The following is a 25666-nucleotide window of genomic DNA, read 5'->3' as shown; positions in this document are numbered from 1 at the left end:
CAAACGGCTCTAACCCATATCCGTCACTCCACAGCCAGCTCCGACAATTCCTCAACCGCCTGCCCCAGCTTCTCCGGCTCAAAGGGCAGAAATCCTTTATGGGAAATATCCTCCAGCGTATTCGCCCCCAGCTCCGGATCGCCGGACGCTGCAATTCCCGCGATTGCAGGCGCATATTTTGCCAGCACTTTCATAGCATTTCCATCCGCCGCGATCCGGTTCAACGTGGTATCCTTGCTGTATGGCTTCCGGTAATCCGTCTCCGGCACATAGCAGTATTCATAGGTCCCTGCCCCCAGTGTCATGCTCTTTTCCGGATAGCCCGGAAGCTCCACAACCGCCTCACAGTTGAACGGCACTTCCACCTGCACGCGCATCTTTCCGTCCCCGCAGATTTCATAATTGCAGACATAGTTTCCGGAAACTGAATTGTAGCTGCATTCTATTTTTCTCAGGCGGATGTCCGGATGGGGCGCGATCACCGCTTTTGCAAATCCCGGCTCCAGCGGACGGATGCCGGCTGCGTAAGCGTATACAAATTCCATCACAGAGCCGTAAGAATAATGGTTCAGGGAGTTCATCCCGGTGTCGCTGATGGTCCCGTCCTCTCCCACAGAGTTCCACCGCTCCCAGATGGTGGTAGCCCCCAGGTTGACGCTGTAGAGCCAGCTTGGGAAACCTTCCTTTAAGAGAAAATCATAGGCCAGCTCAAACAAGCCGGCTTCCGCCAGCACGGTGCACAAAAGGGGCGCCCCCACGAAGCCGCATTTGATCTGATGGCAGTCCTGCATCAAACGCTGCTTAAACTGGCCGATCAGCTTCTGGCGGTCCTTGTATACATGGAATTTCAGCGCAATCACATAAGCTGCCTGGGTATCAATGGCAAGCCTGCCGCTGGGTGTATAGAACTCCCGCAGAACCGCTTCATAGATCTTCTCCTCCAGCTCCTGATACCGCTTCGCGTCCTCTGTTTTTCCCAGACGCCCGGCCGCCTCCCGGACGATCTGCACGGAGCGGTAATAGTAAACGGAGGCAATGAAGTCGTCGTTGGTGCTGCCCTTGAAGCTGGTAGGCGTCGGCCCGTCCAGTGCCAGCCAGTCCCCGAAATGAAATCCGAAGTTGTACAGGTACTGCCTGCCGCCCCTGACCGCGTCCTGCCGGTCGATATACTCCACCCAGTCCCGCATCATCGTGTAGCAATACTCCAGCTCTTCGGCGCTTCCGTAATACTGATACAGCACATAGGGGACAAATGTGGCCACATCCCCCCACACGCTCCCGCAGTCCGGCTTGTGTCCGATGTTGGGCACATAGTTGGGAATCCCGCCGTCCAGAAATCTCTGCTCATCACGCAGATCTTTCATGAATTTGTGGAAAAATGCCCTGGTATCCATATGGTAGCTTGCCGTAGGCGCAAAGACCTGGGCATCGCCTGTCCAGCCCAGGCGTTCGCTCCTCTGGGGGCAGTCCGTGGGCATGTCGATGAAATTGCCTTTTAAACCCCACACCGTATTTTCATACAGGCGGTTGATCTTCTCATTGTTTGTCCGGATATAACCGGTCCGTTCAATGTCCGAATACAGCACCTTTCCTGTAAACGCTTCTTTTCTGCATTCTCCCGGCCATCCGGTGAGACGGATATAGCGGAATCCGAAAAATGTAAAATGGGGCCGGACTTTTTTCGCTGTGCCGTCAGAAATATAGGTAAATGTGGATACTGCGTCCCGGTAATTGCCGTGGTAAAAATTCCCCTCCTGCAGGATCTCGGCACATTCCAGCGTAATCTTTGTCCCCTTCGGAAACGCTGCGTCAAATTCCACAAATCCGGCAAAGTTCTGTCCGAAGTCCAGCACGGTTTCTCCCGCCGGGGTGTGAATGATCTCCTGTACCGCCAGTTCTTCCATGGCCAGCACCGGAAGACTTAAGCGATCCATGAGGTGACTCTTCACCAAATTTTTCGTCCCCTCATTTTCCTCCGGATGCTCCAGGACATTCACCGGTTTCCAAGGGTTCTCCTTTCCCTCCCAGAGCAGTTCATTGTAGATCTCCCCATCGTAAATACCGGAATCCTCGATCATAGAACCTCTGTATTCCCAGCTTCCGTCCGTGCAGATAACATCCTCTGTGCCGTCCTCGTATTCGATGTGCAGCTCCCCGATCGCCGCCATCCGGTCCCCGTAGTTGTGTTTCTGCAGCTCCAGGCCGAATACGCCCATGTACCAGCCTTTTCCAAGGAGAAATTCCAGCGTGTTTTCTCCCTGCGCCAATCCCTCTGCCGGGAAGGTCAGCACCTGGATGTTGGTCTCATACTGGGTCACATAAGGTGCAAGATATTCCTGCCCCAGCTTTTCCCCGTTCATGTACAGCTCGAACAATCCTACGCCGGTACCGTAGATCCTGGCCCTTCTGACCGGCTTTTCCACGGAAAATACTTTGCGCAGCACCGGGTGAAAGCAGTCCTCTTCTGCCGCTGCGATCCACTCCGCCTGCCACGGCTCCTCCATCTTTCCGGTCTCAAAGCTTCCGGTTTCACTGACCGCCGAATCCCCCTGATCCCCGGTCACCGCGACCCGGTAATAATATGTAGTCCTGGGCTTAAGCTCCATACACAGGGTTTCCCCCTGCTGCTTTAAGTCCGCGCCTTCCTTTGTGAAAATTATTTTGCAAAAATCTTCATCCGCACTGACCTCTATTTTCACGTTTGCCTGTTTTTGACTCTTCGTATGTGTTACTTTCCACGAACAGATGATACTGTCCATGTGGAATCCCACTGGATTATTTACTCCATTGATTTTTAAATCCTGAATCTGCATTTCTTTTCTCCTCTTTTTGTTCTCCTGTATGATTCCGCTACTTTTCTGCGCTGATGACCACGGCGGCAAATCCTGGGCGGAACATATCTTTTAACGTCATTCCATCCAGCGCACAGACTTTTGGCTTTGTTTCTTGGGCAAAAAAACTTTCAAAGGGCTCGCCTTTTTCATAATCTGCTTCTGACGCAGCCCGGATATACAGCTGGAAATCCTCCTTGTGCATTATTTCAGGATTATGTGCGCCGATATATCCGTCCGCCTGCAAAGCATACATTTTTTCCAATGTATGGATATAGGTTTCACGGCTGGTTGTCTCCTTCGCAAACAGCCAGACAAAGAATCCGGCGGCATCTCCGATAAACAACAGGTTCTTTTCGCGGTAAAGCACGGAAATTCCTCCCCTGGTATGTCCCGGCGTCTCCAGGATTTCCATCGAAGCCTTGCCAAGCTCGAATAGGTCCCCTTCCTTTATTGTCTGCAGATTTCCACAGCTCCTGTTAAGATATGTTTCCATTTCAAAATCTTCCGGCAGGGCATCAAACATTTCACCTGTTTCATAATTCAGACTGTGTTTTGCCTGTTCCACATTCCCTGCACGTATTTCCCGATTGCTATGCTCATAGCAAAGCGCCAGATCCTGTTCATGGATAAAGCAGCTCTCTTCAAACTGTCCGTTTCCTCCCACATGGTCGCAATGTCCATGTGTATTTATGATAACCAGAGGCTTATCTGTAACAGACCTCACAGCCTCCCGCAGATTTCCATATCCAAACCCCGTATCAATCAGCATTGCCTTGTCTGTTCCTTCAATCAAATAGCAAAATACATTTTCCGGGCTTCCAATCCGGAAATATCCGTCCATTTTTTCAATATTATAATACATATTCCCTCTCTCCGCATTCTTTTTCTCCAAATCTGCGGTCCGCAGATATGGGAAAAGAGTATCCCACCGGTCGATCCCCGTGAAATACTCTCCATTCCCGTCTTTCCATCCGCAATCGGATATCAATGCTATTCTGCTCCGTTTGTTTCGTGCTCCGCAGCCATTTTCTTCTTCATCTCCGCAATCTCCGGGAAATATTTCTTCAATGGATAGAAGATCATGATCACCAGGATCGCAGCGGAAACCAGCGCCGGAACGAGAAAACGGACCATATTGGTACCCGCAACCGCTGTCTGGGACTGTCCGAACGGTCCTAACTGCGCGTCGAATCCGCAGATCGCCAGAATTGCCAGCATACCGGAACTTGTAACGGTATTGCCGCACTTCTGCGCAAATCCCTTCACAGATGAGATGATGCCGTTCAGTTGTTTTCCTTCCTTGAGCATAATGAAGTCAATCGTATCATTTACAAGCACATTCACCAACGCATTTACCATAGAGCCTACTGCCGTTGCCACAAAGGACAGGATACAGCAGTACATAAAGTTCATACGCCCTGTAAAATACAGGATTACATAGCATGCAATCGTCAGAATCTGTGAAATGATCATCGCCTTGTATCCTGTCTTGAACTTTTTCAGGAAGATCGGCATCAGCACCACCATGGAAATCAGCGCGCCCATGGAGATGAATCCCATATAAGTGGAAATGGTGCCTCCGATCGTTGCCCCGATCGCCGCCTCGTCCATCGTCGCAAAATCAACTCTTTGCCCTGCCAGAATATACTGTGCATAATATACGGAGGAGGTAAACATAAATCCATAAGAAACTGCCGCCAGACACCATACCACCATCACCGGCCAGATTTCTTTATGACGGAATACGTAAACCAGCTGCTTCAATCCGCCTTCCCCTTTTTCCTTCGGCATGACATAGCGTTCTTCCGATGTCTTGTACAAGCCCCAGAAGGAGATGATCGCGAATACAGCGTAAAAGCACATCAGGTTCCGGTAGCTTCCGAAGATTTCAACCAGCTGTGTGGAAAATGTGGAAGCAATTGTAAACATCAAGGCACATACGCCAGCGCCCTTTGCGACCACATCATTGCGCTCCTCATCGTCCAGCGTCATAGCCGGGAGGATTGCCATCTGCGGCATGGTATATGCCGTTACGATCATCCCGTAGAACATGTAGGTAATACACACGTAAATACATTTTTTCATCGGGCTTCCCTGGATGAATCCCGGGTTGCTGAACAGCAGGAACATATCAACCAGCAGAAAGATCGGTGTAAATGTAAACCAGGTGCGGTACCGCCCCCATCTCGGTTTTACCGTATCACAGATCACTCCCATGATCGGGTCATTGATGGCATCCCACAGGGTACAGATCAGCAAAATGACCGATAACTGCGCGGCCGTGATTCCGATGGTCTCCTGTACATACAGTGAAAAATAACTTGCGATTGTCGCCGCGATCGCCATTGCGCCGCCGTTTACGGATGTGGCATGGAACCAGATAAATGGTTTGCTGAGTTTCCCTTGCTTTGCCGGGGTTTTTGTTGCTTCATTACTCATTTTCTTCATTCCCTTCTCTTTATTTGATACAGGGGCAATTCTTTTTTCCGCCGCCCTTCCTCACATGCGGCCGGCAGTCCTTCCTGTTCGCTCCCTGTATCTTATAAACCTATGATACACAATGGGAATCCCTTTTTGAATGTAGTTTTTTCATATATACCCGACGTTTTTTACCATCAATCTACTTTAAATCATGCAAATCCGGCGCTTTTTCATATTTTTCCGACATTTTTTCATATCCGCTGCGGCCGTAGGAAAACTTCCGGGGATGCGCACTGCGCGCATAAGGATAATAGCTGCTGTTGCAGCTGCGCTTCGGCGCAAGTGTGCGTCAAGACGCACACTTTTCTTGTTCTTAATAGGAAACTTCTCCGAATTTTCCTATAGAACAATAACCCTCCGGGGGATGCGCACTGCGCGCATAAGGATAATAGCTGCTGTTGCAGCTGCGCTCCGGCGCAAGTGTGCGTCAAGACGCACACTTTTCTTATATGCGGATTTCCCGGCTCAGTTCCGCCCGGGAGTCTCCTCCCACATAGACCTTCAAGATGCCCTCGCAGGGAACCTTCTCCATATTCCAGTCGTAATAGCTCAATTCCGCAAACGGAATCACAAAATCCACCGTTTTTGTCTCACCTGCCCTCAGGCTGACCTTCTCAAACCCTTTGAGCTGCCGTACCGGGCGCACCCGTTTTGCGGCCGCATCCTGTACATAGCACTGTACGATCTCGTCCCCGTCCCGGCTGCCTGTATTGGTCACGGATACCGATACATGCACTGCTTCCCCTGTCTGTTCTGCCGCCAGATTGTCATAGGCAAAGGTCGTATAGGACAGGCCGTAGCCGAAGGGATAGACCGGCTCCACCGGAGCATCCAGATATTTGGACGTAAACTTGGATTTTCCGCCCGGCCTTCCGGTGTTGATATGGGCATAATACATAGGGCACTGCCCCACCGCCGCAGGGAAGGTCGCGGTCAGCTTGCCGGAAGGGTTCACTTCACCGAAAAGCACGTCCAGGATGGCCGAACCAGCCTCCACCCCCGGATGCCATGCCTCCAGAATGGCCGGTACATGCTCCGCCAGCTCCGGGATGGCTAAGGGCCTGCCGTTGAACAAAACGACTGCTACCGGCTTTCCGGTGGCCAGCAGGTCGCGGACCAGCGCCAGATCCTCTTTTCCCAGCGTAATGTCTGCCCGGCTTGCCGCCTCGCCGCTCTCTTCCTTCTGCTCTCCGATGGCCGCCACAAGGACATCGGAGGATGCAGCGATCTTGAGCAGGTCTTTCCCGTCTTCACTGTACTGATAAGAAATGCCCCTTGCCCCGCAGGCTTCCACGATGCTGACACAGTCCTCCGGCCTTGCCCCGATGGCCCAGGCTCCGGTCATCTGCCCTTGATCTGCCGCCAGCGCGCCGAAGATTCCGATTCTGGCGTCCGCTTTTAAGGGCAGTATATGGTTTTCGTTTTTCAGAAGTACCATAGATTTTACGGCCGCTTCCCTGGCAACGGCCCGTGAGCCTTCTGTCAGCATGGCGCCGCGTTCCCTCTCTTCACTGGTCTGATAAGGGTTGTCAAAAAGTCCCAGCTCGAACTTGATCCGAAGGACATCCGCTGCCGCCTCATCCACCACGCGCTCCGGCACCTCGCCGCTTTCCACCAGATTTTTCAGATATTCGGCATAGGAATTGGAGGACATGTCCATCTCCATCCCGGCCTGAATGGCCTGCTTCGCCGCATCCCGTTTATCCTCCACCAGACCGTGGTCCACGCACTCTGCAATGGCATTGGAATCACTGATCACCAGCCCGTCGAAGCCCCATTTTTCCCGTAAAATATCTCGCAGCAGCCAGGGATTGGCCGTACAGGGCACGCCGTTGATATCATTGAAGGCGGGCATGACCGCTCTGGCGCCGGAATCAATGCAGGCTTTGTAGGGCGGCATGTATTCCTCCCACAGCCTCTGCATGGACATGTCTACCCGGTTGTAGTCCCGTCCTGCCTCTCCCGCGCCGTAAGCCGCGAAATGCTTCACGCAGGCGGCCATGGCATCCGGTTTGGACAAGTCGTCCCCCTGAAAGCCTTTGACTTTTGCCGCGCCGTAAGCGCTGTTCAGAAGCACGTCCTCCCCGGCGCCCTCGCTGATACGCCCCCAGCGGGCGTCTTTTGCCACATCCACCATGGGAGCAAAGGTCAGATGTACGCCTGCGGCGGTGGCTTCTTCTGCTGCCACCCGGCCGGTCTTTTCCCAGAGAGCAGGCTCCCAGGCGCAGCTTTCCGCCAGGGGGATGGGGGTCACCGTGCGGAAGCCATGGATCACGTCATAGCCGAACAGAAGCGGAATCCCTAAGCGTGTCTCCTCCACCGCGATCTTCTGCAGACGGTTGGCGGTGGCAGCATCTCCGATCCCGTTGTAGGAGCCGATCCTGCCTGCCCGCAGATCCTCCTCATGGAAATCCTGCTGGGCCGTGCCCATGAGACGGTCAAATTCTTCTTTTGTGATGCGGCCGTCAAACATCATATTGAGCAGCTCGTCGAAAGAGACGTCGAAGGCGCCTACCAGGGAAGGGCCGCATTGCTGGAGCTGGCCGACCTTTTCCTCCAGAGTCATATTCGAAAGCAGGGTTTGAATGCGTTGTTCGTATTGTTTCATTTTCATCCTTTCTCCTTTCCTGCCCGCCATCTGCAACACAGTGTTTGAATGCAGGCAGTTCCCGTTTCATTTTTACAGACAATATTTCGCATCAGATCTCCAGGCAGCTTTCCGCCAGACCTTCTCCGGAAATCCGAACTCGGATGTTCCCGTTCTCCCCGGTCTTTTTGGACAGTTTCAGCACCGCCAGCGCATGTCCTTCCCCGGCGGTTGTGTCTGCCCCTTCATAGCCCTTATGATGCCGGGCTCCAAATCCACCAAAGCCCAGCAGCCGGGCCGGGCCGTCCAGCTCAATATGGAGCTTTACGGCAGCGTCCGCCGCTAACAGGCCCTGTGCGTCCACCACATCCACATTGACAAATGCAAGGGTATCGTATGTTTCCGCGGACAGCCTGACCGCGGCCGGGGTTCCTGCGGTGCGCAGGCTGGCGCGCCCGATCTCTTTTCCGTTTTCATAGGCGACGGCCTCCAGCTCTCCCGGCTCGTACACCGTGTGGAACTCTGTCTCAAAGCCGGTCTCTTTCCCGCATGCCTGCTTTCCGAGAGATCTTCCGTTGAGGATGAGTTCCACCGTATCGCCCCCCGCGTAGACCTGGATCATGATGGGCTTCCCCTCCTGCCCAGGGTAAGAATAGCCAAATGTACAGTCCGTATAACGCCACGGGCCGAAATTCCGCGGGATGCCGTAGCTTGCCGGATTCTGCACCGCGATGCAGGGCTGCTTTGTCAGACCGAATACGATCTCCCGATAGTAAGAAACAGGACGGCGGGTTCCGATGATGGAAAGATCCCCGGCCGGGTTCATGAGATCCGGGTACACGGAGGAGACCTCACCCAGATAGTCCCATCCGGTCCAGGTGAAATCCCCGATCACCGCCGGACATCTGCTGACAGCGTCCCAGTTCTCCGCGATCTGCTTCGGATAGGTCTCGGTTCCCACCATCACCCGGTCGGTATACGTTTCAGCGTCTTTTAAGTAGCGGGAGGTCATATAGTTATAGCCGATCACATCCATGGTGGTCTCCAGCTTTTCCAGAATCCCGCTTAAGATGGGGTGGGAAACGATCCCCGGCATATCCCGTTCCATGGCGGCCATGAAGACATTCACATCCCCTTTTCCGGTATCAGCCTGGCCGTCGGTGATGTCGTCCACGATCTTCGCCAGATTGTCCCCTGCCGCAAACGCACCGTTGATGCCGTTGGTGGTATAGCGTGTGGCGTCCAGCGCGTGAAACCGGTCGCTTAACATCCGGCTGGTCTCGAAGCCTTTTTCCGTACAGATCTCAAAGATCTCATTTCCGGTGGAATACAGTATCACCGAGGGATGATTGTAATCCGCGTCCACCATATGTCCGATATCCTCCTGCCAGCTCCGCTCGAAGTCGATGGCATAGTCATAGCTCACCTTGCTCTTGTTCCACACGTCCACCAGCTCATCCATGACGTAGACCCCCAGCCGGTCACAGGCATTGAGAAGGGCCTGGGATGCCGGGTTGTGGGCGGAGCGAATGGCGTTGAAGCCTGCCTCTTTCAGACGTTTCACACGGCGGTACTCATAATCCTCATAGGCGGCCGCGCCGAGAATCCCCTGGTCGTGGTGAATGCAGGCCCCCCGCAGTTTCACGCTTTTTCCGTTTACCCGCAGGCCATGGCGGGCATCCACGGACAGCCTGCGGATGCCCGAGGTCACCGCGGTCTCATCCAGTACCGTGTCCCCTTCCAGGATCGTCAATGTGATCTCGTAGAGATTCGGAGCGTATTCATCCCACAGCTTTGCCCCGTCTATGTAGACATTTTTCCGGAAATCCAGAACCGAACGGCTGTTGATCCTGACCGGATACCGCTGATCCACCGCGGTGCGGCCCTCCTGATCCCGCACATGCACGGAAACCGTCAGCGTCTTTGCCGCCAGCCCGTCGTTGTGGATCTGGGCGGATACACAGGCAAGGGCCCCGTCCGCATCCACGTCCAAGGTGGTAAATTTCAGCCCGTAAGGCTGCACAAACGTCTCCCCGCCGCGGATCAGCCACACATCCCGGTAAATCCCCGCGCCGCTGTACCAACGGCTGCTCCTGGTGCCGCATTTTACCGTGACTAGCACCTCATTTTCTTCGCCGTATCTCAGATAATCTCCCGCCTCCACGGTAAAATCCGTGTAACCGTATGCGCAGCCCCCCACTCTGGACTGGTTGACAAATATGCCGGCATTCCGGTAAATGCCTTCAAACTGCAGCATCACATGCCCGCCCCGGTATTCCTCCGGCACAAAAAATCGCTTGTAATACTTGTACTCCCCTGCGTCAATATTTCCGGTATACCCTCCGCCTGCCGCGCCCTGCTTCTGCTCCTCATGGAACATGGCGTCGTAGGGGAGATCCACCTCAGCCGCGTCCTCCGGCACATGAAACACCAGTTCAAATGGATCCAGGTCCTTCCATACTTTCCATCCGTTGTTGAACTTTATCTTTTCCATCTCTTTCCTCCTGCTGCTTCTATATTTCAATCTTTATCCCTATTCTGCACGATTTTGAAAAAATTTTCTACTGCGTATTTTTCTATAAAACCGACTTTTTTTCCGGTGATCACGAAAAAGAGCCCCTCTCGTCTCAAGAAGGGCTCTTACGTAAAGCTTTGGGGTCTGTCCTTGTTATGTTTGTATGTTCCATATCACTCATCGTCTGTCTGACGCCACTGCTTCATCTCATCGCCGCACCAGACGACCTGATTTCTTCCATAGCGCTTTGCGTCGTACAGCATGGTGTCCGCAATGTTCAGGTATGTACCGTACTGGCTGCTGTCTACAGGAAGGACGGTTACCCCGCCGATGCTGACCGTCACCCACTCTCCGGCAGACGGTGCGTGGGGAATTTGGAGTTCTTCGATCCCCTTGCGGATCTGTTTCATATATTCATAATTGATTCTGGCATCCCCGCCCATGATGATCGCCACAAACTCCTCTCCGCCGTAACGCGCCACAAAATCCGTTGTACGCCGCATAAATTTGGAAAGGGTTTTGGCCACGGCAATGATGACCTTATCCCCGGCCGGGTGTCCAAAGGTGTCGTTATAAGCTTTAAAATGGTCTATATCAAACATACAGATGGTAAACGGGATCTTCAGCCGGGCAGCTTCTTTCCATTTTGTCACGCTGTAAAGGTCATGACGCCTCCGGTTGGCAATCCCCGTCAGTTGGTCGGTCATGGACTGATGCTCCACCTGCTTCCGGTACCGGTACAGCTTGATATGCGTATTGACCCTCGCCTGTACGATCACCGGGTGAAACGGCTTCGCGATATAGTCCACCGCCCCCAGCGTAAATCCGCGCTGTTCATTTTGGATATCAGAAAGGCTTGTGATCAGGATCACCGGAATGCTCCGGGTAATGATCTCCTCCTGCAGTCTCTTCAGCAGCATAAACCCATCCATCCCCGGCATCACCACGTCCAGCAGGATCAGTGAAAAATCCTGGGAGCTTGCAAAGCTGAGTCCGTCCTCCGCTGTCTGGGCAATCGTAATCTCATAATCTTCCTCTAAAATTGATTTTAACCGGGCCGCCTGGATGGCGCTGTCGTCAACAATCAATATTTTATCCATATCACTCTTCCTCCTCTTATGAGTTTACAAAAACAAAGAGGATTTTGCAACAACTTTTTGCCTTAATTCTTCCAAAACATCCTATAAAATATGTTCTTTGATTTCTGTGGTGTCATTTTTGAGTAAATATAAGATTTTTTCGGATTCTGTTTTAAGCTCCGGAAGGAGTCTGCCGTATTGTTCTGCAATATGATCCAACAGCCGTTTCTCTCCGCCCGGTCCGAAATCCTCCACCCGCAGATTTTCCCCTGCCAGGAAGTTTTCAAGCGCCTTCCTGTTCTCCCTTTCTCCGCTGCGGACCGACCAATTCCCCAGCTTTGTCTTTACCTTCCTCCCGTTCAGGTAATACACTTCCAGCCAGACATATCGTAACCCATGGTGGCGATGGAAGTGGCAGTTCAGTTGGGCAATGACGGCCAGTCTTTTAGAAATGGCTGTTCCATCCACTACAAGCCAGTTCATACTTCTGTAGATCGGATGGAATCTGTTCAATGCCTCGTTAGAAAATTGAACGCGCTGGAAATGTTCTCTTTCCATCAAGCCGTCCATTTCCTTTTTGGACAGGATCCGGTTCAGGCGCGGCATGGAATGGTACTGGAGCAGGAGGTATCTTGCCACCGGCACAGATGAGGCGGCTGTCAGCAGGCAGATAAAGAGGGTAAATCCGATATCCTCCGCGTCCCATACAACCAGCATTCCTGCCAGAACATAGACCTGAAATGCCCTGGCGCTGACAACCGCACAAAGCAGCCACAGCAGAGCCAGGATCAGCTTTTTCAGAGGGTAGAATCTGATCCACTCAATCTGTTCCATCCGGGTCTTTCGCCTTCTGCCGGAGCGTTCTGCCCATGGTTCCGGGTCTACAAGCGCTCTCCGACCGATCTTCCCGCTGATGAATGAGGGCAGCCATGCACAGATCACTAAGATTGCAGTGATCACTGCGAACATGCACAGCAGGATGATTCCTGCTCTGAAAGCAGCTTTGTAATAAATCAAATGAACACCTTCTTTTTATAAAATGATGTTGGGGTCACAACCCCAGCTAGAAATGAGTCGTTCGTGGCTTGGTTATCGTTCGAACCTTCAAACTGGTAAAACGTCCTATAAAATTTGTTCCTTCTTCGCCCTCTTCCTGTAGGAAGCTGGTGTCTCATGGTAGATCCTCTGGAAGCTCTCCGAGAATCCCCGGGTATCGCCGAATCCAACCTGCAGCGCGATCTAATAAGCCTTCATGTCCGTAGATACCAGGAGGGACACCGCATGCTGAACGCGGATCCGGCTGAGATAGTCCTTAAAATTTTCCCCCGCATTTTTCTTGAAAAAGCTGCTGAAATAATAAGGATTCATGTGCACCTCCCCTGCCAGAACCTCCAGCGTCAGATTCTCGTCATGCTCCGGATGAGGCAGCGCCAGATTGCGGAATTTTTCATCCAGCACACGGACTGCCGAACACTTGATAAATTTTTCCGCTGCTTCTTTTTTTGCCGGATCCTGTGCCGCCTCCGCGGAAACCGCAAGTCCGCCGACCACCAGCGGCGCCATATCTCCCTAGTATCAATTTGATATTTCTGTTTCATTTTCTTCCTCCTGTTCCGTGGCAGCAGTTGACCGTCACCCCGTCAATGGCGTTCTGGGCGGCGAAGACGGACTCTCCTCTGGTCTCCACATTGGCCGACGCATGAGGATAGCAATTCTTAAGGTGATGCTGGTCGCACACATTGACCGCCAGATTGCGGTAGGTATCCACCTCAAACCTCTTTGCGGCCTGCACGCATAAGAGATGTTTATTTCCGTAAAATGCCTTCGGAGACAGGTTGATGCGTTTTTCTCCAAAGGGCAGGAGATAAGTCACGTTACCGGTCACATACACAAGAGACCGGCCCACCGCCCGGGTCTTCTGATCAGCATCTAAAATCTTCAAACATAATTCCATGGGTTCCTTCTTTTTTCCATTCATGTTCCTCTCTTCTACCATAGCAGGATTCCTTCCTTCTTGATCTTATAAATGGCTTCTATAAAAATAGTAGTCCGCGTAAACCATGGTCATATGGTGCGAGGCATCATGATAGGCCCCGCTGCAGTTCTGTACAATGGCGTCACAGTCCTCGGACCAGTCCGCCCTGTTTTCCTCGATCGCCTTCAGGATTTTTACTGCCGCCCTCCGGTATATGTCCTGCTCCTGCTCCGGACAACATAGTTTGACGTCTGTCCTTCGCTGGCCGTCCCATCAGCAACATTCAATTACGAAGGATTACTGTTCGGCACAATATGTTAGTATAGCATATGAAGCTTCATAGAAAGGCATGCGTTTTTCCAATACGTCTAATACCAGATTAGTATCTATCAAAACGACCATATTTTTCATTACGCGCCTCCTCTAATTCCTGTTCGTAGTTAAAATCTTCTGGCAGTGTTCCAACGAAGGACTCTAAAATACGCAGACCTTCTATACTTTCAGAAACCCTATGTTCATCTTCCGCCTTTATTGATGCGATTTCAGAAGAAATTTTATATGCATCTGAATTTATAAACCGCACAAATGCATAAATGGTTTCAATCTTATCATCCGGCATCGTTTCTAACAATCCGATGGTTTTTTCTAAAGTTGACATAGACAATTCCTCCTTTATTAAAATAAACAGAGCATCTTTATTATGACATGTAAACTGATTCTTGCTTTTTCCAATGCTTTTCCTCTCCTATCCCCCCACTGAAAAAGAACCCTCGGTTGAACATATCTGTTAGCACAGGAGACGTTTTTCAATCATCCTCCAATGTATAAATCCATTTTGGTGCAATGGCATGGTCAGTGCTTTTACTCATAACAAGTCTGAAATACGGATAACCAAGTCCTCATAAATGCATGCAGAAATTTCATCATCAAAGCTGTACTGCCCGTTTTTTTCATCGTATTCAAAATCGTAAACGCTGACCGTCTTAAGCCTCGGGTTTACCGTCCAGTATTCTCTTACTCCGGCAGACCGGTATTTAAAAAGTTTCATTCCGCAGTCCGTGCGTTCCGTACTAGGTGAAAGAATTTCGATGACCCAATCAGGCGCGCCGTTGCATCCCCTGTCATCCAGTTTGTGTTTATCGCATATGATGCTGATATCTGGTTCAACGTAATTGATCTCGTCATCATTTAAAAATACTGCAAAAGGAGCAAGAAATACGTCGCATTCACCGTTTTTCTTATCAATATAGTCAGAAATCCTTCTGGCCACAGAATAGGAGATTTTTTGGTGAATCGTATTAGGCGGGGCCATCATATAGATCCGTCCGTCAATCAGTTCCGCCCTCTGACCTTCCGGCAGAGCGTAAATATCTTCAATGGTATATGTCTTTTCCTGCACCAATGCCATAATATCACGTCCTTTCCTTATGCAGTTTAGTATATTGTACAAAATGGGAAAAGTCAATGCACTAAGAACTGCAGGAGACTATTTCTGAACCTGAAAGCAGGGAAAATCCCCATAGTGAATCCCGTTGATGTCACTACTGATGTCAAACCACCAAAAAAGAGCCCTTTCCATGCCTGAAAGGACTCTCTTAAAACAACGAAAACCCTTGTAAAACAAGGGTTTTCGTAAGGCTGCGGATGGTGGGACTTGAACCCACACGAGGTCACCCCCGCAAGATTTTGAGTCTTGTGCGTCTGCCATTCCGCCACATCCGCTCATCTGATCTGAAAAGAACTTCCTCTTCAAACCAGAATTTATCTTAACACATCCAAATCATTTTTGCAATACCTTATACCAGTTTTTTTCCAATTTCAAAGCAATCGAAAGTTGCAAAGTAGTCTGCAGGCGTCTCCGCGCGGCGGATCAACTCCACACTTTTGTCCTCTTTGAGCAGCAGTTCCGCGGATTTGAGCTTTCCGTTATAATTATACCCCATTGCAAATCCATGCGCCCCGGTATCGTGGATGACCAGGTAGTCCCCGATCTCCACCTCCGGCAGCATCCGGTCGATGGCAAATTTGTCGTTATTCTCGCAGAGGGAGCCTGCCACGTCATACCGGTGGGTGCAGGGCAGGCCTTCCTTTCCCATCACCGTAATGTGGTGGTATGCCCCGTACATTGCCGGCCGCATCAGATTCACCGCGCATGCGTCCACGCCGATGTATTCCTTGTGGGTATGTTTCTCGTGAATGGCCTTTGTAACCAGGCAGCCGTAAGGCCCCATCATATAACGGCCCAGTTCCGTATAGATCTCCACGTCGCCCATGCCTGCCGGAACCAGCACCTGTTCATAGACCCGGCGTACGCCCTCCCCGATCCTGCGGATGTCGTTGGGCTCCTGGTCCGGCGTATAGGGAATCCCGATCCCGCCGGACAGGTTGATGAACTTGATATGCACGCCGGTCTCCTTCTGCAGCCTGACCGCCTGCTCAAACAGCACCTTCGCCAGCATCGGATAATACTCGTTGGTCACCGTATTGCTGGCGAGAAATGCGTGAATCCCAAATTCCTTTGCGCCTTTTTCCTTCAAAATGCGGAATGCCTCCCCGATCTGTTCGGTAGTCATGCCGTATTTGGAATCCCCGGGATTGTCCATGATGTCGTTGCTGATCTTGAACAGGCCGCCCGGATTATACCGGCAGCTTATAGTTTCCGGAATATGCCCGATGGTTTTTTCCAGAAAATCAATATGGGTGATGTCGTCCAGGTTGATGATCGCCCCCAGCCGGTCCGCCAGCGCAAATTCCTCCGCCGGGGTATCGTTGGAGGAAAACATGATATCCGCCCCTCTTACGCCGATGGCGTCGGACAGCATCAGCTCCGTATAGGAAGAACAGTCGCAGCCGCAGCCGTATTCCTGCAGGATTTGGATCAAAAACGGGTTCGGCGTGGCCTTCACCGCAAAATATTCTTTATATCCGGGATTCCAGGAAAATGCCTCTTTCAATGCCTTCACATTCTCCCGGATTCCTTTTTCGTCGTATAAATGAAATGGGGTCGGATACGTTTTCGTAATCTCATCCAATTGTTCCTTTGTTACAAATGGGATCTTATTCATGGTTGTTCTCTCCTCATCTTGTTGTATTCACACTTTTTCAGTTTATCTTGCTAAAGGATTATTTACAGAAACACTATAATCGCAAACCTGAAAAATGTCAACCAAAAGTTATGATCCCTGAGGGTTTCTTTAAGGGTTTTCCTTACGGATCAGATGATGATGCACACCAGCCCTCCGTTGCTGTCATTGACGATCTTCTGCATGGTATCCTGGAGCTTTACCTGGCTCTCGTCGTTGATCATGGTGATCTTATTACGCATACCGTCCATCACCAGCTCTTCGATGGATTTTCCGAAAATGTTGGTGCCCCATACGCCTTCTTCCGTCTCGCTCTCCGCCTTGATGTATTCCACCAGGTCCTGGGCCTGTTTTTCATTTCCCACGATGGGGGCGATCTCCGTCTCGATATTTGCCCGGATCATATGGATGGAAGGCGCCTCGGAGTGGATCTTCACGCCGAACTTGTTGCCCTGCTTGATGATCATAGGCTCCTCCAGGGCGATCTCCTCCTTTTTCGGACTCACGACCCCGTAGCCTTTCATCTTCACATCCGCAAATGCATCCTTGATCTGGGTGTACTCCTCTTTCATTGCCGCCAGCTCCTTCATCACGGAGATCAGCTCATACTCTCCCTGGATCTGTGTTCCGGTAAGTTCGCTTAAGACTTCATAGTAAAACTGCTCCGCGAACCGGATCAGGATGCGGATCTTTCCGGTATCCATCTCAATCCTGTCAACCACGATCTTCTCTATGTAAGGGCTCTCCACCTCCGGAATCCCGGCCGTCACGCTGCGGATATCGTCCAGCTCTGTCATCAGAAACTTCACGGCCGCCAGAAGGTCCTGCTTGATCCGATGCTCCCTGGAAAGCATCTCCACCCATTTGGGAACAAAAAATTCCACCTCGGAAATGGGAAATTCATACAATACCTGGCGCATGATGTTGTTCACATCTTCTTGTTTTAACTGCTCGCAGTTCACCGGAAGCACGGAAGTCCCGTATTTTTCTTCCATTGCACTCTGCAGAGCCTTCGCCTCATCCGTATAGGGCTTCGTGCAGTTCAGAAGGATGATAAAGGGCTTCCCGATGGACTGCAGCTCCTGAATCGTGCGTTCCTCCGCCGCCACATAATTTTCCCGGGGCAGGTCGCAGATGCTGCCGTCCGTCGTGACCACCAGGCCGATGGTGGCATGGTCGTGGATGACCTTCTGGGTTCCGATGGCCGCCGCCTTTGTAAACGGAATCTCGTATTCAAACCAGGGTGTTTTCACCTGCCGCTCCGTGTCGTTCTCAATGTGCCCCGAAGCGCCCTCCACCATAAAGCCCACGCAGTCGATGAGCCGGATCTTCACCTCCACATCCTCCGATAGCTGGATGGACGCCGCGTCCTTCGGAACAAATTTTGGCTCTGTCGTCATGATCGTGGTGCCGGACGCCGACTGCGGCAGTTCGTCTCTTGTACGCTCCCTGCTGTTTTCATCGGTCATGTTGGGAAGGACCAGCAAATCCATAAACCGTTTGATAAAGGTTGACTTGCCTGTCCGAACCGGACCGACCACGCCGATATAGATTTCCCCGTCGGTCCTTGCTTTCATATCCTTGTATAACTGAAATGAGTCCATAAAAATACCCCCTTGTTCTGCTGATAACAATCTATGCAGAAAAAAAGAGGGGTATGATAAAATCCAAAAATATGCTATACTTTTTTTACAATGAAACAAGAAAGGAATCTGAATATGAATCCTGATATGAATGCTGTTTTTTCTAAAATATCGGAGGAACTGTCGCGCCGCCATGACCTGGTGCTTGTCACAATCACTTCCAAAAGCGGCTCCTCCCCCCGGGGCGCCGGAGCCCAGATGCTTGTCGGCCAAAGCGGGCGGATCTGCGGTACCATCGGCGGAGGCGCTGCGGAGCACCGCGCGGAGGAGACGGCGCAAATGCTCCTGCAGAAGCGAAGCTCGGCGGAGTACCGCTTCCCCCTCCATGAGCAGTCCGAACATGACTTAGGGATGGTCTGCGGCGGCGAGATTTCCGTCTTTTTCCAGTATATTGATTCTTCTGCCGGGGAATGGGCGCAGCTTGTCTCCCGGGTGCTGTCCATGCTCTCTGCCCATCAGCCCGGATGCCTGGTGCTTCATCTGGACGGCTCCATTCCCGTACTGCTGGACGGGGAAATGAACTGCACCAGGACAAAGGAGGCTTTCTATATGCCCCTTCCCGTCCTGGACCGGGCCGTGATCTTCGGCGGCGGGCATTGCACCCAGGCGCTGGTTCCTGTACTGAGCAGGGTAGGTTTTCGCATCACCGTCATGGACAATCGGCCGGAGCTTTCCCGGCCGGAGCTCTTTTCGGAGGCGGAGCATGTCGTCTGCGGCGATTATTTCCGCATTGGGGATTTTCTGGATCTCACGCCGTCAGACTACGTGGTGGTCATGACCAACGGGCACAGCCATGATTTTGACGTGCTGCGCCAGATCCTGCAAACGCCGCCTGCCTATGTAGGCGTCATCGGCTCCCGCCGCAAAACAGCCTTTGTGAACCAGAAGCTGCTGGAGTGCGGGATCGAACGGGAGGTGATCTCCCGGGTACACGCCCCCATCGGTACCGCCATCAAGGCAGTGACGCCTGAAGAGATCGCCGTCAGCATTGCCGGGGAAATGATCTATGAGCGGGCGCTGTTACGAGAAGCCGCCGGGGCTGCTGCCCTGCATGACTGCCCGATGCATTAAAAAAACTGCCCCTGGCTGCTTTTCTGCATACGATGGTATAAAAAAACCTGCCGCATCAGATCCCACTGGTGCGGCAGGTTTTCTTCATGATTCTATTCTTCTTCCCAGGGCATCGCCGCGTTCTCGCTGCGTGAAGCCCGCATCATCAGTCCGTCCACGGCTTCCGCCGGGTTCTTTCCCTCAAACAATACCTCATTGACCGCCTCCACGATGGGCATGGATACCTGGTACTGCTGAGCCAGTTTTTTGGCCGCTTTGGCGGAATATACCCCTTCCACCACCATCTGGACCTCTTCCATGGCCTGCTCCATGGTCCTGCCCTGTCCCATCAAGAAGCCTGCCTTCCGGTTCCGGCTGTGGACGCTGGCGCAGGTCACGATCAGATCTCCGATGCCGGTAAGCCCGGTAAAGCTCTCGATCCTGCCGCCCATCTTCACTCCCAGCCTTGCGATCTCCGCAATCCCCCTGGTGATCAGCGCCGCCTTGGTGTTGTCGCCGTAACCCAGCCCGTCCGCGATTCCGGCCGCCAGGGCGATTACATTTTTCAGGGAACCGCCCAGTTCAATGCCTAAAATATCCGGGCTGGTATAGACACGGAACACCTTGCTGATAAATACAGACTGCAGATATTCCGCCGTTTTCTTCGTCTTCGCCCCGATCACGCAGGTGGTGGGCAGGCCCCGCCCCACTTCCTCCGCATGGCTGGGGCCGGACAGCACCGCCACGTCCGCCTGGGGGATCTCTTCCTCGATCTGCCGGGAAAGGGTCATCAGGGTGCTTTCCTCAATCCCCTTTGCCACGTCCACGATGATCTGCCCCTCTGCAACGAAGGGGTTCATCTTCTTTGCCGTTGCCCTGGTAAATGGAGACGGCACCGCAAGAACCAGAAAATCCTTTCCCTTTATGGTTCCTTCCAGGTCCCCCGTGATCTGCATGTCCTCCGGCAGCTTCACGCCGGGAAGCTTTTTTTCGTGCTCCCGCTTCTCTGTAAGCATCTGCACTTCCCCGGGATCAATGGACCACACGGTTACTTCGTTTCCGTTATTATGAAGCAGGACGCTGAGCGCCGTTCCCCAGCTTCCCGCACCGATCACACCTATTTTCGCCATATATTTTCACCATACCTTTCATTTCTTGCTCCTGAACGGGTTTTCCGTGCCTGCCAGCAGCCTTTTGATATTCTCCTTATGCCGTACCCAGGCCAGTACCATCAGCAGGAAAACCAGCACATACAGCTCCATCCGATACCGGAACGCCATGCCGAAGCCTCCCAGCTGCCCATAAAACAATACCTCCAGAAAAAACATGGAGGACGCCAGGAGCGACCCCAGAGATACATATCTGGTCAGCAAAACCGCAATCAGAAACGCACTCAGCGGGATGGGCACCATCACCAGCCCTGTGGCCAGGATCAGCCCGGCCAGCACCGCGATTCCCTTGCCCCCTTTGAACTTCAGATAAAACGGGAAATTGTGCCCCAGGGTGGCCCCCATCCCCGCATACATGGCCAGCAGCGGCACATACTGGGTATCCCGGTAAAGATACCGTGCGATGAGGACCGCCGCCAGGCATTTGATCACATCGCCTGCAAAGGTCATGGCGCCCGCCTTCCAGCCCAGCACCCGGAGCGCGTTGGTGGAGCCTGCGTTGCCGCTCCCTTCTTTTCTGATATCCACGTGGTTCATTTTTCCGACCAGATAACCGGTCTGCAGAAGCCCGCATACATAGCCGATTGCCAAACAGATGATACGTTCCATGATCCTACCGTCCCTTTTCCTTTCTTTCTCTGATGTAAAATCTCAGCGCCGTCCCCCGGAACCCAAAGGCTTCCCGGATTTTGTTTTCCAGATACCTTGTATACGAAAAATGCATCAGTTCCCTGTCATTTACAAAGATCACAAATGTAGGCGGCTTCACCGCAACCTGGGTCATATAATACAGCTTCAGCCGTTTTCCCTTGTCTGACGGGGGCTGCTGCATGGCCACCGCTTCGGTGAGGATCTCGTTGAGCACCCCGGTAGCCACCCGAAGGGTCTGGTTGGCGATCACCATATCAATCCGGTCATACAGCTTGTTCAGCCGCTGTCCGGTCAGGGCCGACACATACATGATCTCCGCGTAAGGCATGAAGGACAGGATCTGCCGGATCTGGTTCTCATATTCCCGCATGGTCTTATCCGTTTTCTCTATGGCATCCCATTTATTGACCACGATGATCACGCCCTTGCCGCGTTCATGGGCGATCCCTGCGATCTTGGCGTCCTGCTCGGTGGCCCCTTCCACCGCGTCGATGACCATCAGCACCACGTCCGCGCGCTCCACCGCCGTCACCGCCCGGATGATGCTGTAGCGTTCCAGCTCTTCCTTGATCTTGCTCTTCCTGCGAAGCCCGGCAGTGTCGATCAATACATATTCCCTTCCGTCATATTTTACCACGGAGTCGATGGCATCCCGGGTGGTTCCGGCGATGTCGGATACAATGGCCCGGTTCTCCCCAGCCAGCTTGTTGAGGATGGAGGATTTTCCCACATTGGGCTTTCCTACAATGGCGATCCGGGGACGTTCGTCCTCTTCCTCTGTTCCCGCCCCTTCCGGAAAATGGGAAATCACCACATCCAGCATATCCCCCAGCCCCAGCCGGGAAGCCGCCGAGATCGGTATGGGGTCGCCGATTCCCAGATTGTAAAATTCGTACACGTCGGGCATAAATTTTTCAAAGCTGTCCACCTTATTGACCACCAGCACCACCGGCTTGGCAGAACGGCGGAGCATGTCCGCCACCTTGGAATCCGCGTCTGTAAGCCCCTGCCGCACATCGGTGATAAAGATGATCACGTCCGCCGTGTCAATGGCGATCTGCGCCTGTTCCCGCATCTGGGAGAGGATGATGTCCTTGCTGTCCGGCTCGATTCCGCCTGTATCAATCATGGTAAAATCCCGGTCCAGCCAGCTCACATCCGCATAGATCCGATCCCTTGTCACCCCCGGCGTGTCCTTCACGATGGAGATCATTCCCCCCGCCAGGGCGTTGAATAACGTAGACTTCCCCACATTGGGACGGCCTACCACTGCTACTACTGGTTTACTCATCTTTATATAATCCTTCCTGTATTCTGATTCTTCGTTTATCTGATCCTGTCCAGAATTGCGTCCAGCAGATCCTGACCGCTTGATTTTACAATATTCAGCGGGACTTGTAAAGCGTTCTCCACATCAGAAACCGTAAAATCGTCTAAAAATACGTCTTCCTCCGCCCGCAGCATATTGCTGGGCAGCAAAAGCCGCTCTGCCAGATCCTGCCCGGCAAGCTGCTTCACAAGGTCCTGCCCGGTGATCAGTCCCGACACTGTGATCTGCTCCCCGAAAAATTCATTTTTGATGGGATAGACCGTAATCTCCGTACGGGGAAACTTTTCCCGGAGCTTTAAGGCCATCTGCCGCAGATAGGGCGCGGCTAAAAGCCCGGTGGCAAGGGAAATCCTGCGTTCCTTCCGGTCGCCCGTCTCTCCATCCAGAGCCTGGGAAAATTCGTTCTGAAGAAGCCGCAGCATTCCCACCCCGTTTTCCAACTGCAGATAACCGTCGTATGTCTCCTCCCCGGGCAGCTCTTCCCCCGCCAGGATGTACCACTCGTCGCTGGCATGGATGAAATGCAGGCCGTGTTCCGGGTAGAGACGCTCCTGCCACCCGTGGATCAGCTCTAGCACCTGCCGGGCTTCTTCCTTCGTAAACGGTTCCAAAGGCTCCAGTCCTTCCCGGAACCGGGTGAGCCCCACAGGCACCACGGAAACGCTGCGCAGATGGGGCAGATACCGGGTCAGCTCCCGGATACTTCGATCCAGCTCTTCCCCGTCATTGAAGCCTTTGCACAAAACGATCTGGCCGTTCATTTCGATTCCGGCCTCATAAAGCGTGTCCACTTTTTTCAATGCCTCCCCGGCGAACCGGTTGTGGAGCATCCTGCAGCGCAGGTCCGGATTCATGGTCTGGAAGGAAATGTTGATGGGCTCCAGGCGGAATCGGATGATCCTCTCCAGATCATGCCCGCTCATGTTGGTCAGGGTCACATAGTTTCCCTGGAGGAAGGACAGCCGGGAATCGTCGTCTTTAAAATAGAGCGTATCCCGCATCCCCGGCGGCATCTGGTCGATAAAACAGAAGATGCACCGATTCCGGCAGGAACGGTACTCGTCCATCAGCCCCTGCTCAAATTCCATTCCCAGGTCTTCGTAACTCTCTTTCTCAATCTCCAGCTCCCACTGCTCGCCGTCCGGCTTCTCGATCAGCAGCACAAGCTCCTCTTCCTCTATATAGTAGCGGTAATCAAATACATCCTCGATCTCCTGTCCATCCACTGCCAGCAGCTTATCCCCCGGCTCGATTCCCATCTCCCAGGCAATGCTGCCCTGCTGTACGGAACAGATCCTGTGCTCATGTGCCATATGCTCTCTCCTGATCCTGGTATTGTTGCAGTTCATGCTTACGGTGTTCACCTCTTTTGAGCATTAGAGTACTCTCGGAAACTCACAGCCCTTGAAATCACTGCGTTTCCAGAGTTCCCTTATTTTTCTTCACCTCCACTTTTCAGTGGGGGCTTACATTTTTTATATTTTTATCAAAAAATTCCCAAATTCCTATTGACAAATCTGCCAGTTTGTGCGGCCGCGTTATTCATTGCAAAAAAATGCAATGAATAACGCGGCCCTTTGGTTAAGAAGAACTATCCACTTTTCAACCATACCAAAGGAGGACACATATTATGTTAATTCACTGGCAGTCCCATCAGGAATATCTGGCTTTCCTGCATGAGACAAAAGTACATCTTGACTCTTCCCAACGCATAAGGCTTCATTCTGAATTTGCCGCTGTCCGGGAAAAACTGCGGATTCTTAATCTGGATCCGGTTATGGAGGATCTCTCCCAGTTCTATTCCCACACCGGACGGCCCGCTATCAACCAGGTGCAGATCATTCGCTCCCTTATCCTCATGGTGATGCTTCGCTTTACCAGCCTTACCGCCTGGGTTGAAAAACTCAAAGCCGACAGCCTCCTTGCTGTCCTGGCTGGCTTTGCCCCCGCATCCCTCGCCCCGCTGGGTTCTTACTTCGACCTGATGGACAGGCTCTGGTCTCAGCCAACAGCTTTGCAGAAGACGGGACGCAAAGATCTCTTTCCCGCACACAACAATAAAAAGCCTTCCAGGAAACCCGGCAAAGGGAAAAAGCTTCCTAATAAGCATTCTGGGATTACCGATACCCTGGCCACTTATGCCCTGAACCATGATTCGTTCCCTTTTCATTATGAAGAACGGCTCCAACAGTTTTTCCGGCTTGCAGCCCTCATCCCTTCCTTACGGGACGGGCTTTTCCCCGCTGACGGCGTTACCCTTTCCGGCGATGGCACCTGTGTCCATTCCCATTCCTCCCCTTACGGGCATAAAGTCTGCAAATGTAGGGAGAATGGAATCCAGCACTGCTCCTGCAGGCGCCATTTCTCTGATCCCGATGCTGACTGGGGCTGGGACAGCGATGAAGAGGTCTTTTATTTCGGCCACACCCTTTACATGCTCTGTTCCCATAATCCGGACATTGGCATTGACCTGCCCCTGCATATCCGTTTCCTGAATGCCAGGCGGCACGACAGTGTAAGCGCCATTGTTTCCCTCCGTGAATTTAAAACGGTCAATCCGGATATCCCCATCCGGGATCTCTGCCTGGATTCCGCACATGACAACTATCCCACCTATGGCCTCTGCCAGGAATGGGACATCCGGCCTTTCATTGACCTGAACACAAACCGCGGCAGGCCGACTTCCATTCCGGACTCCCTCTCGATTGACCAGGATGGCACGCCCCTATGCATGGCTGGCTACCGCATGGTCAACTGGGGATACATCAAACAAAAACATTCCCGGAAATGGCGCTGCCCTTTTGCCTGTGGCAAGGTGGATTCCTGTCCATGTAAAGAAAAATGTTCTCCTTCTGCTTATGGCCGATGCGTCTACACGAAGCCGGAATGGGATATCCGCCTTTATCCCCCCGTCGCGCGGGGCACGGATGAATACCAAAAGATTTACAACAACCGGACTTCCTGCGAAAGGGTAAACAACCGGGTTCTGAATGACTACCATCTCCATGATATGGGAATCCATACCAGAAAACGGTATTCTTTTTTCACCATGGTCATCTGCATCAACATCCATCTGGATGCCCGGCTGAAGAAACGGCAGAAACTGGCTACATAAATCTGCTTTCCATTTCTATCTGTATTTTTCAAAAACCTGCCATAAGGGAGGTCTTAAAGTCATGCCCTCTATTGATAAACTCCGCCACAATATCAGGCACGCTGTTTCTCTGTCTGCTTTTTCTCCAAATCTGATACACAGAATCCGCTATTTT

At 52.3% G+C, this 25666-nt stretch carries 19 protein-coding genes and 1 tRNA gene; 2 read left to right on the top strand and 18 right to left on the bottom strand.

Annotated elements, in window-relative coordinates; genetic code table 11:
* Positions 1-23 precede the first annotated feature (23 nt).
* The 14 genes from EBB54_RS05885 to spoIVA all read right to left on the bottom strand — a co-directional run bounded on the left by EBB54_RS05885 (position 24) and on the right by spoIVA (position 18158).
* Entirely contained in the window at positions 24-2813 is a 2790-nt protein-coding gene (locus EBB54_RS05885; protein WP_125126731.1) for an alpha-L-rhamnosidase, read from the bottom strand.
* Between the two features lie 37 nt (positions 2814-2850).
* Positions 2851-3696, bottom strand: a complete 846-nt coding sequence (locus EBB54_RS05880) for an MBL fold metallo-hydrolase (protein ID WP_125126730.1) — start codon at positions 3694-3696, stop codon at positions 2851-2853.
* A 128-nt stretch (positions 3697-3824) separates the two neighbouring features.
* A complete protein-coding gene (locus EBB54_RS05875; RefSeq protein WP_125126729.1) occupies positions 3825-5273 on the bottom strand; it encodes an MFS transporter in 1449 nt (482 codons plus the stop codon).
* 487 nt (positions 5274-5760) lie between these two features.
* Positions 5761-7929 (bottom strand): glycoside hydrolase family 3 N-terminal domain-containing protein, encoded by a 2169-nt coding sequence (locus tag EBB54_RS05870; protein WP_125126728.1) that lies wholly within the window; start codon positions 7927-7929, stop codon positions 5761-5763.
* 85 nt (positions 7930-8014) lie between these two features.
* On the bottom strand, positions 8015-10396 hold the full coding sequence (locus tag EBB54_RS05865) for a glycoside hydrolase family 2 TIM barrel-domain containing protein (RefSeq protein ID WP_125126727.1): 2382 nt from the start codon (positions 10394-10396) through the stop codon (positions 8015-8017).
* Between the two features lie 194 nt (positions 10397-10590).
* Positions 10591-11517, bottom strand: coding sequence for a diguanylate cyclase (locus EBB54_RS05860; RefSeq protein ID WP_125126726.1), 927 nt, complete (start codon positions 11515-11517; stop codon positions 10591-10593).
* 81 nt (positions 11518-11598) lie between these two features.
* Positions 11599-12513, bottom strand: a complete 915-nt coding sequence (locus tag EBB54_RS05855; RefSeq protein WP_125126725.1) for a hypothetical protein — start codon at positions 12511-12513, stop codon at positions 11599-11601.
* A gap of 222 nt (positions 12514-12735) precedes the next feature.
* On the bottom strand, positions 12736-13059 hold the full coding sequence (locus EBB54_RS31060; protein ID WP_243127555.1) for a helix-turn-helix domain-containing protein: 324 nt from the start codon (positions 13057-13059) through the stop codon (positions 12736-12738).
* A gap of 31 nt (positions 13060-13090) precedes the next feature.
* A complete protein-coding gene (locus EBB54_RS05845; protein WP_125126724.1) occupies positions 13091-13492 on the bottom strand; it encodes a hypothetical protein in 402 nt (133 codons plus the stop codon).
* A 358-nt stretch (positions 13493-13850) separates the two neighbouring features.
* The gene (locus tag EBB54_RS05835) at positions 13851-14129 is read right to left on the bottom strand and encodes a hypothetical protein (protein WP_004069005.1); all 279 of its coding nucleotides are present in this window, start codon (positions 14127-14129) and stop codon (positions 13851-13853) included.
* Between the two features lie 207 nt (positions 14130-14336).
* Positions 14337-14879: a Uma2 family endonuclease gene (locus tag EBB54_RS05830; RefSeq protein ID WP_125126723.1), complete on the bottom strand. Its 543-nt coding sequence runs from the start codon at positions 14877-14879 to the stop codon at positions 14337-14339.
* A gap of 231 nt (positions 14880-15110) precedes the next feature.
* A tRNA-Leu gene (locus EBB54_RS05825) sits at positions 15111-15193 on the bottom strand.
* A 74-nt stretch (positions 15194-15267) separates the two neighbouring features.
* Positions 15268-16536, bottom strand: a complete 1269-nt coding sequence (locus EBB54_RS05820; protein WP_125126722.1) for a diaminopimelate decarboxylase — start codon at positions 16534-16536, stop codon at positions 15268-15270.
* Positions 16537-16685: 149 nt separating this feature from the next.
* Positions 16686-18158, bottom strand: coding sequence for a stage IV sporulation protein A (gene spoIVA, locus EBB54_RS05815; protein WP_125126721.1), 1473 nt, complete (start codon positions 18156-18158; stop codon positions 16686-16688).
* Between the two features lie 126 nt (positions 18159-18284).
* On the opposite strand from spoIVA, the gene EBB54_RS05810 reads away from it, so the two are divergent.
* A complete protein-coding gene (locus EBB54_RS05810) occupies positions 18285-19268 on the top strand; it encodes an XdhC family protein (RefSeq protein WP_243127553.1) in 984 nt (327 codons plus the stop codon).
* 92 nt (positions 19269-19360) lie between these two features.
* Here the strand turns inward: EBB54_RS05810 and EBB54_RS05805 are convergent, their stop codons facing one another.
* From EBB54_RS05805 to EBB54_RS05790, 4 genes are read right to left on the bottom strand one after another with little or no spacing between them, the layout of a single operon-like run.
* Positions 19361-20377, bottom strand: a complete 1017-nt coding sequence (locus tag EBB54_RS05805; protein ID WP_125126719.1) for an NAD(P)H-dependent glycerol-3-phosphate dehydrogenase — start codon at positions 20375-20377, stop codon at positions 19361-19363.
* 18 nt (positions 20378-20395) lie between these two features.
* Positions 20396-21025, bottom strand: a complete 630-nt coding sequence (gene plsY, locus EBB54_RS05800) for a glycerol-3-phosphate 1-O-acyltransferase PlsY (RefSeq protein WP_125126718.1) — start codon at positions 21023-21025, stop codon at positions 20396-20398.
* Between the two features lie 4 nt (positions 21026-21029).
* Positions 21030-22358 carry a ribosome biogenesis GTPase Der gene (der, locus tag EBB54_RS05795; RefSeq protein ID WP_004069014.1) on the bottom strand — a complete coding sequence of 443 codons (1329 nt, stop codon included), beginning with the start codon at positions 22356-22358 and terminating at the stop codon, positions 21030-21032.
* Between the two features lie 35 nt (positions 22359-22393).
* On the bottom strand, positions 22394-23710 hold the full coding sequence (locus EBB54_RS05790) for a DUF512 domain-containing protein (RefSeq protein ID WP_125126717.1): 1317 nt from the start codon (positions 23708-23710) through the stop codon (positions 22394-22396).
* Positions 23711-24027: 317 nt separating this feature from the next.
* Between EBB54_RS05790 and EBB54_RS05785 the strand changes: the two genes are divergently transcribed.
* Positions 24028-25512: a transposase gene (locus EBB54_RS05785; RefSeq protein WP_125126673.1), complete on the top strand. Its 1485-nt coding sequence runs from the start codon at positions 24028-24030 to the stop codon at positions 25510-25512.
* Positions 25513-25666: the final 154 nt, after the last annotated feature.

Origin of the sequence: Schaedlerella arabinosiphila (assembly GCF_003885045.1) — a bacterium.
GTDB classification, from domain to species: domain Bacteria; phylum Bacillota; class Clostridia; order Lachnospirales; family Lachnospiraceae; genus Schaedlerella; species Schaedlerella arabinosiphila.
The sequence above is the reverse complement of the archived record's forward strand: the minus strand, read 5'-3'. Positions and strand labels throughout refer to the sequence as shown.